The organism is Phreatobacter sp., assembly GCF_051860605.1.
Taxonomy (GTDB): domain Bacteria; phylum Pseudomonadota; class Alphaproteobacteria; order Rhizobiales; family Phreatobacteraceae; genus Phreatobacter.
This window is the reverse complement of the sequence record NZ_JBHYDR010000001.1, coordinates 456,872-469,298: the sequence shown is the minus strand read 5'-3', so window position 1 is coordinate 469,298 and position 12,427 is coordinate 456,872. Positions and strand designations below refer to the sequence as shown.

The 12,427-nt window shown below is 68.5% G+C and carries 10 protein-coding genes; 6 read left to right on the top strand and 4 right to left on the bottom strand.

All coding sequences use genetic code 11. From position 1 onward, the window contains the following. Nucleotides 1-15: 15 nt before the first annotated feature. Both ACTIFS_RS02185 and ACTIFS_RS02180 read right to left on the bottom strand, forming a co-directional pair. A complete protein-coding gene (locus tag ACTIFS_RS02185) occupies nucleotides 16-945 on the bottom strand; it encodes a site-specific tyrosine recombinase XerD (RefSeq protein ID WP_439572390.1) in 930 nt (309 codons plus the stop codon). A gap of 7 nt (nucleotides 946-952) precedes the next feature. Then, the gene (locus ACTIFS_RS02180; protein ID WP_439572389.1) at nucleotides 953-1,102 is read right to left on the bottom strand and encodes a histidine kinase; all 150 of its coding nucleotides are present in this window, start codon (nucleotides 1,100-1,102) and stop codon (nucleotides 953-955) included. A gap of 165 nt (nucleotides 1,103-1,267) precedes the next feature. Between ACTIFS_RS02180 and ACTIFS_RS02175 the strand changes: the two genes are divergently transcribed. The 6 genes from ACTIFS_RS02175 (at nucleotide 1,268) to ACTIFS_RS02150 (ending at nucleotide 6,625) form a co-directional block, all read left to right on the top strand. Beyond that, the gene (locus tag ACTIFS_RS02175; RefSeq protein ID WP_439572388.1) at nucleotides 1,268-2,080 is read left to right on the top strand and encodes an exodeoxyribonuclease III; all 813 of its coding nucleotides are present in this window, start codon (nucleotides 1,268-1,270) and stop codon (nucleotides 2,078-2,080) included. Nucleotides 2,081-2,249: 169 nt separating this feature from the next. After that, a complete protein-coding gene (locus tag ACTIFS_RS02170; protein ID WP_439572387.1) occupies nucleotides 2,250-2,999 on the top strand; it encodes an electron transfer flavoprotein subunit beta/FixA family protein in 750 nt (249 codons plus the stop codon). Next, on the top strand, nucleotides 2,999-3,934 hold the full coding sequence (locus ACTIFS_RS02165) for an electron transfer flavoprotein subunit alpha/FixB family protein (protein ID WP_439572386.1): 936 nt from the start codon (nucleotides 2,999-3,001) through the stop codon (nucleotides 3,932-3,934). The genes ACTIFS_RS02170 and ACTIFS_RS02165 overlap by 1 nt, the downstream gene beginning before the upstream one ends. Nucleotides 3,935-4,099: 165 nt before the next feature. Next, entirely contained in the window at nucleotides 4,100-4,975 is an 876-nt protein-coding gene (locus tag ACTIFS_RS02160; RefSeq protein ID WP_439572385.1) for a 3-hydroxybutyryl-CoA dehydrogenase, read from the top strand. Between the two features lie 178 nt (nucleotides 4,976-5,153). Beyond that, the gene (locus tag ACTIFS_RS02155; protein WP_439572384.1) at nucleotides 5,154-6,365 is read left to right on the top strand and encodes a CaiB/BaiF CoA transferase family protein; all 1,212 of its coding nucleotides are present in this window, start codon (nucleotides 5,154-5,156) and stop codon (nucleotides 6,363-6,365) included. A gap of 74 nt (nucleotides 6,366-6,439) precedes the next feature. Further along, on the top strand, nucleotides 6,440-6,625 hold the full coding sequence (locus tag ACTIFS_RS02150; protein WP_439572383.1) for a hypothetical protein: 186 nt from the start codon (nucleotides 6,440-6,442) through the stop codon (nucleotides 6,623-6,625). Nucleotides 6,626-6,643: 18 nt separating this feature from the next. Here the strand turns inward: ACTIFS_RS02150 and ACTIFS_RS02145 are convergent, their stop codons facing one another. Both ACTIFS_RS02145 and ACTIFS_RS02140 read right to left on the bottom strand, forming a co-directional pair. Then, nucleotides 6,644-7,513 (bottom strand): alpha/beta hydrolase family protein, encoded by an 870-nt coding sequence (locus ACTIFS_RS02145; RefSeq protein ID WP_439572382.1) that lies wholly within the window; start codon nucleotides 7,511-7,513, stop codon nucleotides 6,644-6,646. Beyond that, a complete protein-coding gene (locus ACTIFS_RS02140) occupies nucleotides 7,510-12,345 on the bottom strand; it encodes an NAD-glutamate dehydrogenase (RefSeq protein WP_439572381.1) in 4,836 nt (1,611 codons plus the stop codon). Before ACTIFS_RS02140 ends, ACTIFS_RS02145 begins: the two co-directional genes overlap by 4 nt. Between the last annotated feature and the right edge of the window lie 82 nt (nucleotides 12,346-12,427).

The following is a 12,427-nucleotide window of genomic DNA, read 5'->3' as shown; positions in this document are numbered from 1 at the left end:
CGCCCCGGCGGCGGATCACCCGCCGTCGCCGAGCGGATGCAGGTCTCGCACGAGGCCTTTCAGCCGCTCGTCCAGCACATGGGTGTAGATCTGCGTGGTCGCGATATCGGAATGGCCGAGCAGCTGCTGCACCGATCGCAGGTCCGCGCCGTTCTGCAACAGGTGGCTGGCAAAGGCGTGGCGGAGCACATGCGGCGAAAGCTGCGCGGCCGGCAGGCCGGCCGCACCGGCAAGGGCCTTCAACTCCCGCCCGACATGCTGGCGCGTCAGATGGCCGCTCTCCCCCGACGACGGAAACAGCCATTTCGACGGCCCCAGACCGGCCGCATCGCGCAGGGCGAGGTAGGTCGCCATGGCATCCTTCGCCGCATCGTTCAGCGGCACGATGCGTTCCTTGCCGCCCTTGCCGGTCACCACCAGGAAGCGCTGGTCGCGCCGTGCGGCGGTCACCGGCAGGGCGATCAGCTCGGAAATGCGCAGGCCGGTCGCATAGAGGAGTTCGATGAGGCAGTTGAGCCGCGCCGCCCGCCAGCGCTCGCCGGGCGGGCGGGCCGCATCGTCGATGCCTTCCTTCGAGACCGCGATCAGCCGGTCGACATCCATCAGTCCGAGCGTCTTCGGCAGCGGCCGCGCACGCTTCGGCCCCTCCAGCACGGCCGCCGGATCGTCGGGAACCAGCCCTTCCGAGAACAGGAAGCGGTGAAGCTGGCGCACCGCCGAGAGCCGGCGGGCGACCGAGGCGGCCTTCAGCCCGCGCGACTGGCAGTCGGCGAGAAAGCCGCGGACGAGATCGGTCGTCGCGCTGTCGGGGCCGGCCCCCTCGCCGGCCAGGAAGCCGGCATAGTCCTCGAGGTCGCGGCGATAGGCCGCGAGCGTATTGACGGAAGCGCCGCGCTCGGCCGCCATCATGTCGAGGAACAGGTCGATGCGGCCCGCGGCGGTCACAATGGCCTCAGCGCTGCGGCTGCAGCCGCGCGGGCGGGATGGTGACCGACATGTCGCGCGGTTCCGGCTCGACCAGATAGGCAAGCGCCGCCATGCCGGCGAAGACCACGCCGGCAATCAGGGTGAGCACCACCAGGAAGCGGAACAGCGTCGGCATGTCGCGGCCTCCCCGCCGAATCGTTCGAGCCCCCATCAAACCGCGTCGGCCGCTGCGTGCAAGCGCGACCGTCGACCGGCCGCCTCGCGATCCGTGGACAGCCGGGCCGGACCGCTTCCCGCCGCACCGCCCCGGCTCTATGGTCGCCGCGCCCCCGAGGACCCAATGCCCCTGACCATCGCCACCTGGAACATCAATTCCGTCCGACTGCGCATCGAGGCGGTGGCCCGCTTCGTTGACAGCCACCGGCCGGACGTCCTGTGCCTGCAGGAGACCAAATGCATGGACGGGCAGTTTCCGCTGGCCGACGTCAAGAAGATGGGCTTCGACCACGTCGCGATCCACGGCCAGAAGGGCTATCATGGCGTCGCGATCTTCTCGCGTCACGCGCTGAAGGACGTCGATCGCCGCGGCTTCTGCGACAAGGCCGATGCCCGCCACATTGCCGTGACTCTGGCCGACGGGCCGGCCGCGGGCACGCGCATCCACAATTTCTACGTCCCCGCCGGGGGCGACGAGCCGGACCCTGCGATCAACCCGAAATTTGCCCACAAGCTGGCCTTTCTGGACGAGATGGAGGCCTGGGACGGGCTGCGGGTTGCCGACGGACCAACGCGCTCGATCCTGGTGGGCGATCTCAACATCGCGCCGCTGGAACACGACGTCTGGAGCTCGAAGCAACTGGCAAAGGTCGTCTCGCACACGCCGCTGGAACGTCGCCGGCTGACCGAAGTGGCGCGCGCCGGTGGTTGGCTCGACATGATGCGCGAACTGACCCCCGAGCCGGAAAAGCTCTACACGTGGTGGAGCTACCGCTCGCCCGACTGGGCGGCCGCCGACAAGGGTCGGCGCCTCGACCATGTCTGGGTGAGCCCCTCACTCGCTCCGGCCATGCGCGGCTTCGAGGTGGTGCGCGGCGCACGCGGCTGGGACCGGCCCTCCGACCACGCCCCGGTGGTGGCACGGCTCGATTTCTGAAGCCGTTCCGCCTGCTTTTTGTTGCAATGCATCACCCGAAGGCCCTATGCGGGCGCGCCGGCCGTTTCGTTGACACCCCGCGGGGCCGCTTCTACGGTGCGCGGCCGGTCGAATGGACCTGAAAACCGATCATCCGGACGGGAAATGACCCGTTTCGGGGAGGGATGCGATGAAGATCCTTGTGCCCGTGAAGCGGGTCGTCGATTACAACGTGAAGATCCGCGTGAAGCCCGATGGCTCCGGGGTCGAACTGGCCAATGTGAAGATGTCGATGAACCCCTTCGACGAGATTGCCGTCGAGGAGGCGATCCGCCTGAAGGAAAAGGGCGCGGCCACCGAAATCGTGGTGGTGTCCATCGGCCCGCAGGGCGCGGCCGAAACCATCCGCACCGCTCTCGCCATGGGCGCCGACCGCGGCATCCACGTGAAGACGGACGCAACCGTCGAGCCGCTGGCGGTCGCCAAGATCCTCAAGGGTGTCGTCGGGGAGGAAGCCCCCGGCCTGGTCATCCTCGGCAAGCAGGCGATCGACGACGATTCGAACCAGACCGGCCAGATGCTGGCCGCCCTGCTCGGCTGGGGCCAGGGCACTTTCGCCTCGAAGGTGGAACTGTCCGGTGACAGCGTGTCGGTGACCCGTGAGGTCGATGGCGGCCTGCAGACGGTGTCGCTGAAGACGCCGGCCATCGTGACCACGGACCTGCGACTCAACGAGCCGCGCTATGCCTCGCTGCCCAACATCATGAAGGCCAAGAAGAAGCCCATCGACGAGAAGGCGCCCGACTCCTACGGCGTCGATGTCGCCCCGCGGCTGAAGGTGCTCAAGACCGCCGAGCCCGGTGGTCGCAAGGCCGGCGTCAAGGTCGGCTCGGTGGCCGAGCTCGTCGCCAAGCTGAAGAACGAAGCCGGGGTGCTCTGATGGCTACTCTCCTCCTCGCCGAACACGACAACAAGGCCATCAAGGACCCGACGCTGAAGGCGCTGACCGCCGCAGCCGCGCTCGGTGCACCGGTCACTGTCCTGGTGGCCGGCTCGGGCTGCGCGGCTGCTGCCGAGGCGGCCTCCAGGCTCGACGGCGTCGCGAAGGTGCTGGTCGCCGACGACGCGGCCTATGCCCACATGCTGGCCGAGCCGACCGCCGCCCTCATCGTCTCGCTCGCCGGCGGCTTCGACAACATCGTCGCCCCCTCCACCGCCAATGGCAAGAATGTCATGCCGCGCGTCGCGGCCCTGCTCGACGTGATGCAGATCTCCGACATCACCAAGGTCGTCTCGCCCGACACGTTCGAGCGGCCGATCTATGCCGGCAACGCCCTCCAGACGGTGCAGTCGACCGACACGAAGAAGGTCATCACGGTGCGCACCGCCTCGTTCCAGGCGGCTGGCGCCGGCGGCCCGGCCCCGGTCGAGGCGGCCTCCGCTGCTGCCGATCCGGGCCTGTCGACCTTCTCCGGCGAGGAGATCGCCAAGTCCGACCGGCCCGAGCTCGGCGCCGCCAAGATCATCATCTCCGGCGGCCGCGCGCTCGGCTCCAAGGAGAACTTCGCCAAGGTGATCGAGCCTGTCGCCGACAAGCTCGGCGCCGCCGTGGGTGCCTCGCGCGCCGCGGTGGACGCAGGCTACGCGCCGAACGACTGGCAGGTCGGCCAGACCGGAAAGGTGGTTGCGCCCGAGCTCTATATCGCAGTCGGCATTTCCGGTGCCATCCAGCACCTGGCCGGCATGAAGGACTCGAAGGTCATCGTCGCCATCAACAAGGACGAGGAAGCCCCCATCTTCCAGGTCGCCGACTACGGCCTGGTCGGCGACCTCTTCGCCATTCTTCCCGAGCTCGAGAAGGAACTCGGCAAGTAGGACGCATCGGGCGGGCGGGCGTGTTGCCTGCCCGCCTTTTCGCCGGCGGGCCGTTGCCTTGCAGGCGATGCATATGGCGTTGCCCGGTCTGCCATCGTAGAGATGGGGTTCGAGTTGGAACGCTTCGCCGACCGCCCTGTAGCGGGCCGGCCATCGGGTGGGATCATGGACATTCGCAAGATCGGCGTGATCGGCGCCGGCCAGATGGGTAACGGCATCGCGCATGTCGCCGCAATCGCCGGCATCGACGTGCTGCTCCACGACATCTCGGAGGACCGGATCAAGTCCGGCCTTGCCACCATCAACGGCAACATGACCCGCCAGCTCTCGCGCGGCCTCATCTCGGAGGAGGATCGCCAGCAGGCCCTGATGCGCATCGATTCGGCACCCCGGTTCGAGGACCTCGGCGATTGCGACCTCATCATCGAGGCGGCAACCGAGAACGAGCAGGTCAAGATCAAGATCTTCCAGTCGGTCTGCCCGATCGCGAAGCCGGAGGCGATCCTCGCCACCAACACCTCGTCCATCTCGATCACGCGGCTGGCCTCGACGACCGACCGCCCGGAGCGGTTCATCGGCATCCACTTCATGAACCCGGTGCCGGTCATGCAGCTCGTCGAGCTGATCCGCGGCATCGCCACCGAGGACGAGACCTTCGAGGCCTCGCGCGCCCTGTGCCTGAAGCTTGGCAAGACCATCGCGGTGGCCGAGGACTTCCCGGCCTTCATCGTCAACCGCATCCTGCTGCCGATGATCAACGAGGCGATCTACACGCTCTACGAGGGCGTCGGCTCGGTCGAGGCCATCGACACCGCGATGCGGCTCGGCGCCAACCATCCGATGGGGCCGCTCCAGCTTGCCGATTTCATCGGGCTCGACACCTGCCTGTCGGTCATGCAGGTGCTCTACGAGGGGCTGGCCGACACCAAGTACCGGCCCTGCCCGTTGCTGGTGAAATATGTCGAGGCCGGCTGGCTGGGCCGCAAGTCGCAGCGCGGCTTCTACGACTATCGCGGTGAAAAGCCGATCCCGACGCGCTGAGGCGTCCACGCCCCGACAGATCCGCCGTCCTGCCGCCGGGTCTGCGCCTGACTCTCTGTGCCGAACGGCATAGGCGAAACGGCATTTCGGGAAATGAAACGGAATTGTCCCCTCCGGCAGCCGCTGCTAGCCTTGCGCCAAGACCCGGCAACAGGGCGCGCGGTTTCCGGGAGAGGTCATGGCAGCGATATTCGACGGGCTGAAGGTGATCGACTGCGCGAGCTACATCGCCGCGCCCGGTGCGGCCACGGTGCTCGCTGACTTCGGCGCCGACGTCATCAAGATCGAGCCGGTGGCGGGCGACATCTACCGCAAGCTCGCCGGCACCGACGGCCAGCCCGACGCGGGCGAGAACTTCGCCTGGCTGATGGCCAACCGGTCGCGCCGCGGCCTCGCCCTGAACCTTGCGACCCCCGAAGGCGCCGAGGTCCTGCACCGGCTGGTTGCCGGGGCCGACGTGTTCATCACCAATGCGCCCTTCCCCGCCCGCCGGCGCCTCGGCATCGACTACGAGACGCTAGGCGCGCTCAACGAGCGGCTGGTCTACGCGTCCTTCTCCGCCTATGGCGAGACCGGGCCCGAGGCTGACAAACCGGGCTTCGACAGCAATGCCTGGTGGTCGCGCTCGGGGCTGATGGATCAGGTGCGCGCCGAATCCGCCCTGCCGCCGGCCCGCTCCGTGCCCGGCATGGGCGACAATCCCTCGGCCATCGCGCTGTACGGCGCCATCGTCACCGCCCTGTTCCGCCGCGAGCGGACCGGCAAGGGCGGCCTTGCCTCCACCTTCCTGCTGTCCAACGGGCTCTGGTCGAACAGCTATCTGGCGCAGGCCCGGCTGTGCGGGGCCGAAATCCCCCGCCGCCTGCCGCGGGAGCAGGCGCCCAATCCGCTGATGAACCATTACGAGACCAGAGACGGTCGCTGGCTGCTGGTCTCGCTGCTCAATCCTGAGGTCCAGTGGCCGGTCTTCATCAGCCGCATCGGCCTCGGCGCGCTGGCGCAGGACCCGCGCTTTGCCGACGTCGCGGCGCGCAATCGCCACAACGCCGAACTGATCGGCCTCATCGATGAGGCCGTCCGCCAGAAGACGCTGGCCGAATGGCGCGCTCTCCTCGACGGACACGGCCTGACCTTCGGCTTCGTCGCCACCCTCGACGACATGATGACCGACGAGCAGATGCGGGCGAGCGGGGCGCTGGTGCCTCTCGCGGGCGAGGAACTTCTCACCGTCAACAGCCCGGTCTTTGTCGGCGACGACCCGAAACAGGCCCCGCGCCGCGCACCGGCCGTCGGCGAGCACAGCGCGCAGGTCCTGGCCGAACTCGGCTACGACGCAGGCACCATCGCCGACCTCAAGGCCCGCGGCATCCTGGCCGGGCCCGACGCCTGACCGCGTAATCCCCGGAACGGGAAGCGTCCGTTAACCCCGATCGGCGACAGTGTTGGCCGCACGGGAGTAACGCAGTGTCGATGTCAGCGATTGCCGGCGCCATGGTCGCCATGAACACGCAGGAAACCCGGATGGGTATCCAGGCCGTGCTGGTGAACCAGCAGAAGCAGGCGGACCAGGCGGTGGTCGATCTGCTCGCCTCGGCCGTTCAGGCCACCCCCGCTCCCGGCACCGGCGCAATGGTCGACAAGACCGCCTGATCCGCCAGGCTTCTGGCGCTACCTGAACTTCAGGATGAACCGCTCCACGATCGGCCCCCAGACCGTCATGCCGCGCGGATTGGGCATGAGCGCATGGCCGTCGCGCTCGAACGGTGGCACCAGCGAGAAATCCAGCGTGCCGCCGGCATTGCGATAGGCCTCCGCCATACGCTGCGACAGCGCGGACGGGAAGGACTGGTCGTTCTCGGCATAGATCCACAAGGCGGGCGTGCGCGCACGCCGGCCCATGAAGGCCGCGTCGCGAACCAGTTCGTCGAGGGCGCAGGTCTGCCCGGTCTCGCCCGAGCGGCCGCGCCGCCCGCCGCCGAAATTGACGATGCCGGCAACCGCCGGGTGGTTCTCGGCTGCCAGCGCCGCCACCGACCAGCCTCCCGTGGACTGGCCCACTGCAATGACGCCGTCGCGGCGGATGAAGGGCTGGGCGGTCAGGGCATCGATCACGGCCGTCAGGTCCGCGGCATCGGCGCGCCCGCCGGCATAGTGGGCCGGCCTGCGGCAGGCGAAGCGCTCGGCCCGTTCGCCGCCGGTCAGCCCGTAGCCACGCCGGTGGACCACGGCCACGGCATAGCCGCGCTCGATGAACCAGGTCACCAGATGCGGATAGACCCCGTGCCGCGGCTGGGCATTGTTCTGGGCATTGCCGGACGTGTGGTGGGTCACCACCACCAGCGGGCGGCGCTCCTCGCCCGGCGGGCGGAACAGGATGACGCCGAGGCTGCGCCCTTCATCGACATTGTGCGGGATGCGCCAGACCTGCTCGCGGTGGAACGAGCCCTGCCCACCCTCCGCAGTGGCGCTCTGGGCAAGGGCAGGCGCGGGCAGGCACAGCGCCGCCGCAAGCGCGACGGCAAGCAGAAACCGCTTCATTCGCGCACCAGATCGCCAAGCAGGCTCGCCGCCACGGTCGCCTTCGAGACCGTCAGTCCCGAGCCGGCAATCTCCGCCACGGCTGTGCGGATGCGCTCCGCGCGCCCGCCATGCACCGCCATCCAGGCGGCCACGGCCGCCTCGCCGGTCGCCGGACCGGTCATCATGTCGGCAGCCAGGCGCCGCTCCGCCACCGCGATGGAATCCAGCGCCCGGTCGAGCGCCAGGCGGTCGAAATAGTCGGTCACGGCGATGGTTCGCGCCGCAGCCTTGACCTCGTCCAGGCGGAAGGCGGCAGAGGCGGCAAAGGTCGTGGCCGCGACATCGGCCACCGGCCGGCCTGTCGCATCCGCAACCGCCACGATGTCGGGAGCGATCGCCAGCCAGTCGAGCCCGGCAAGCACGCTGGCGAGCGGGTCGGGCACGCCCGCCGCATGGAGCTCGGCCATCCGTGCCGCGCGCCGGGCCGCCGCATCCGGTGGCAGCACCGTGTCGAGGCTGGCCGCCACCTGCTCGATGCCCGAGCGATGATGGGCAATGACGTCGGCAAGGCCGCGCGTGAGATCGACATTGCGGATGAACCAGACCACCCGGTCGATCAGCAGGTCCTGGATCGCCCCGTAGAGCTCGAGCTGGATCTGGCCGGCGACCCGGTTGTCGAGCGTGTCGAGCTCCGTGTTGAGCGCCGTCATGCCATAGGCATCGCGCACGGCCGCGAAGGCCGAGGCGATCGCCGCGACATCCGCGCCGGTCTGGTCGATCAGCCGCGCGACGAAGGCCGGCCCGCCGCGATTGATCATCGAATTGGACAGGCCGGTGGCGATGATCTCGCGCCTGAGGCGGTGGCTCTCGACGGCGTCCGGATATTGCTCCTGGATGGGCCGCGGGAAGTAGCGGACCAGTTCGCGCGACAGGTAGGGATCGTCGGGAACCGTCGAGTCGAGCAGATCGTCGTAGAGGTCGATCTTGGCATAGGCGATGAGGACGGCGATCTCCGGCCGGGTCAGCGGGTCGCCACGCCGCCGGCGTTCGGCGATCTCGGCATCGTCCGGCAGATATTCCACCGCCCGGTCGAGCTTGCCCTGCGTCTCCAGGCTCTGCATCAGCCGCTGCTGGAAGCCGAGTTCCTCGAGCCCCCGCCGCTGCGACAGGGACAGGGCAAGCGTCTGCAGGTAGTTGTTGCGCAGCACCAGCCGGCCGACCTCCTCGGTCATGTCGGCGAGGAGCGCATTGCGCGCCTGCGGGTCGAGGCGGCCGTCGCGCTCCGGGGTCGTCAGCGCGATCTTGATGTTGACCTCGACATCCGAGGTATTGACGCCGGCCGCATTGTCGATGGCATCGGTGTTCAGCCTCACCCCGCGCCGGCCAGCCTCGATGCGGCCGCGCTGGGTCATGCCGAGATTGGCGCCCTCGCCCACCACCTTCGCCCGGATCTCCATGCCGGTGACGCGGATCGCGTCGTTGGCGCGGTCGCCGACCTCGTCGTCGGTCTCGCCGGAGGCGCGCACATAGGTGCCGATGCCGCCGAAGAAAAGCAGGTCCACCGGCGCCTTGAGGATGGCGTTCATGACCTCCTGCGGCGTTGCCTCGGCCTTGGGAAGGTCGAGCACCGCCTGCACCTCGGGGCTGAGCGCAATCGACTTCGCCGAGCGGGGGAACACACCGCCCCCCGCCGAGATGAGCGTCTTGTCGTAATCCGCCCAGCTGGATCGCGGCATATCGAACAGCCGCCGCCGCTCGGCCCAGGATGCCTCCGGATCCGGCGAGGGATCGAGGAAGATGTCCCGGTGGTCGAAGGCTGCGACCAGACGGATGGTCCGCTCCAGCAGCATGCCATTGCCGAACACGTCGCCCGACATGTCGCCGACGCCGGCCACGCTGAACGGCGTGACGCCGATATCCGTGCCCGTCTCGCGGAAATGGCGCTTCACCGCCTCCCAGGCGCCGCGCGCGGTGATCCCCATGCCCTTGTGGTCATAACCCTGGCTGCCACCGGAGGCGAAGGCATCGCCCAGCCAGTGGCCCTTCTCCAGCGAGAGCTGGTTGGCGGTATCCGAGAAGGTCGCCGTGCCCTTGTCGGCAGCCACCACCAGATAGGGGTCGTCTCCGTCGTGGCGCACCGTATCGGCCGGCGGCACGATGCCGGAGGCCTCGATGTTGTCGGTGATCTGCAGCAGCGAGCGCACGAAGATGCGGTAGGACTCGGTGCCCTCCGCCAGCCAGGCGTCGCGCTGGCTCGCCGGCGGCAGGCGCTTCGGAACGAAGCCGCCTTTGGCGCCCACCGGCACGATGACCGCGTTCTTCACCTGCTGCGCCTTGACGAGGCCCAGCACCTCGGTGCGGAAGTCCTGCGGCCGGTCCGACCAGCGCAGGCCCCCGCGCGCCACCTTGCCGAAGCGCATGTGGACGCCCTCGACGCGCGGCGAATAGACGAAGATCTCGTAGAGCGGCTTCGGCGCGGGCAGCTTGTCGATCTTCCGCGATTCGAACTTGATGGCGATGGTCGGACGCACCCGGCCATCCTCGCCGGTCTGGTAGAAATTGGTCCTGACGGCCGCCTGAACGAGGTTGATGAAGGCCCTGAGGATGCGATCCTCGTCGAGCGAGGACACCTGTGCGAGGGCCTCCTCCAGCCGGCTTGTCACGTCGGCCTGTTTCGTCAGGCGCTCCTGCACCGACAGGGTCAGGCGCGGATCGAAGCGCAGATGGAACATCAGCACCACGCCCTTGGTGATGCCGGTGTGGCGGCGCAGTGTCGCCCACAGGTAATCCTGGCTGAACGGCACGCGGATCTGCCTGAGCATGCGCGCCAGCGTGCGGATCAGCGCCACGTCGCGCCAGGCAAGGCCCGCCTCCAGCGTCAGCGCGTTGAAGCCGTCGCTGTCCGCATCGCCGCGCATCACCGCCATAAGGGCGGCTTCCAGCTTCTCGTCGAGCGCCTCCAGGTCAATCGGGTCCCCGCCGGGACGGGCCAGCGACATGTCGTGGAGCCAGACGATGTCGGCGCCTGGGCCGGACGGCATCACCTCGTATGTGCGCTCGTCGACGACGGCAAAGCCCATGGCCTCCAGGATCGGGACCCGCTCGGACAGCGGGATGGGCCGGCCGCGGGCGAACACCTTGAGGCCGGCCCGGATCCGCACGGCCGGATCGTTGCGATAGAAGTCGATGGCGAGCGGCCGGTTGTCCGACAGGCTCTCCAGGATGCGGATATCGCTGATGGCCTGGTCGGGCTTGACCGCCTCGCGATAGGCCGCGGAGAAGGCGTCCCGATAGCGGGAGGCGAGCGTGCCGGCGCGGGCCGGGTCGTGGACGAGCTGGATGGCCTCGGCAAGACCGTCGCCCCAGGTCCGGACGATGCGCGCGACCGCCTGCTCGAGCGTCGCGCGATCGATCCGCGGCGTCTCGCCCTCGGTCCGGCCGATGATGAAATGCACGCGCGTCAGCGGACCTTCGGGGAAGAACGGATAATAGGCCGAGACCCGGCCCTGATAGACGCTCGCCAGATGGTTGCCGATGGCGATGCGCACCGTGGTGTCGAACCGGTCGCGCGGCACGAAGACCATGATCGAGACGAAGCGGTCGAACCGGTCCGCGCGCGGCAGCACGCGCACGCGCGGACGATCCTCCAGCTGCATCACGGCCATCGCGTGGACGAACAGCGTGTCGTCGTCGATCTGGAACAGCTCGTCGCGCGGATAGCCCTCCAGCACATTGACCAGCGACTTGCCGGAATGGCCATCGGGATCGAAGCCGGCGCGGGTCAGCACCCGGTCCACCTTGCGCCTGAGATAGGGGATGGTGCGGGTGGAGCGGGTATAGGCGGTGGAGGTGAACAGCCCGACGATGCGCGCCTCGCCCACCAGATTGCCATGCCGGTCGAACCGCTTGACCCCGACATAGTCCATGTGGACGCGCCGGTGGACGCGCGAGCGCACATTGGCCTTGGTGATGATCAGCGGCACCGGCTGCATCAGGAATTCGCGCATTTCCGGCGTCATGGTCACGAGTTCCGTGCCACGCCTGAGAATGCGGACGTTCTCGTCGCGCAGGATGCCGAGCCCGGAGGTGAATTCGGGCTCCATCTGGCCTTCGGCAACACCGCCGACATAGGCGTAGTCGCGCACGCCGAGGAAGGTGAAGTTGTTCGAGGCCAGCCATTCGAGGAACTGGATGCCCTCGGCCATCTCCGTCACCGGCAGGACCGGATTGGATTTCAGGTCCTCGATGATCGCCTGCACGCGCGTGATCATCGGCCGCCAGTCGGCGACACAGATGCGGACATCGGCGAGCGTCGCCTCGAGCTCCGACACCAGCACTGCCCGCCGGCCATCATCGGCGACCCGGTCGACATGGATGTGGATGAGGCTTTCGCGCGGCGCGGCCGGATCGGAATGGTCGAGGCCGCGATAGACGGAGAGTTCGCCGGTCGGCTCGCGCTCGATGGTGACGATCGGATGGCAGACGAGGCGAATTCGCATGCCGAGCTCGGTCAGGACGCCAAGCACCGAATCAACCAGGAACGGCATGTTCTCGTTGACCGCCTCGATCACGGTCACGCCCGACAGGACCGAGGTGGCCGAGGTCGGATCGGGCTCGTGGACGGTCAGCCGGGACTGCCCCGCCGCGCGCTGGCCGAGGTGACGGAAGGCGCCCGCCGCCAGAACCGCGAGGTCTCGACCCTCGTAACCGGCAAGATCCTCCGGATCGGCGCGGCCGAACAGGTCGGCCACGAAGGTCGAGGGAATTGCGTCCTCGGTGCCCCTGAGGATGGTCTCGGCCTGCTCGATCGTGGCCCGACCGGCCCCCGCGTCCGCCATGCCGCTGGTCATGCCCGGCCCCCTTGTCGCGCTGGCTGCTTGTTGTTCGCGCCGGTGGCCAGCATGACCACGGGTCGGAACGGCCGTAAAGCCT

Excerpts from the sequence above, each read along its gene's own strand:
- ACTIFS_RS02180 (WP_439572389.1), bottom strand. The coding sequence starts at position 1,102 with ATGCCGACGCTGTTCCGCTTCCTGGTGGTGCTCACCCTGATTGCCGGC.
- ACTIFS_RS02175 (WP_439572388.1), top strand. The coding sequence starts at position 1,268 with ATGCCCCTGACCATCGCCACCTGGAACATCAATTCCGTCCGACTGCGC.
- ACTIFS_RS02170 (WP_439572387.1), top strand. The coding sequence starts at position 2,250 with ATGAAGATCCTTGTGCCCGTGAAGCGGGTCGTCGATTACAACGTGAAG.
- ACTIFS_RS02165 (WP_439572386.1), top strand. The coding sequence starts at position 2,999 with ATGGCTACTCTCCTCCTCGCCGAACACGACAACAAGGCCATCAAGGAC.
- ACTIFS_RS02160 (WP_439572385.1), top strand. The coding sequence starts at position 4,100 with ATGGACATTCGCAAGATCGGCGTGATCGGCGCCGGCCAGATGGGTAAC.
- ACTIFS_RS02155 (WP_439572384.1), top strand. The coding sequence starts at position 5,154 with ATGGCAGCGATATTCGACGGGCTGAAGGTGATCGACTGCGCGAGCTAC.
- ACTIFS_RS02145 (WP_439572382.1), bottom strand. The coding sequence starts at position 7,513 with ATGAAGCGGTTTCTGCTTGCCGTCGCGCTTGCGGCGGCGCTGTGCCTG.
- ACTIFS_RS02140 (WP_439572381.1), bottom strand. The coding sequence starts at position 12,345 with ATGACCAGCGGCATGGCGGACGCGGGGGCCGGTCGGGCCACGATCGAG.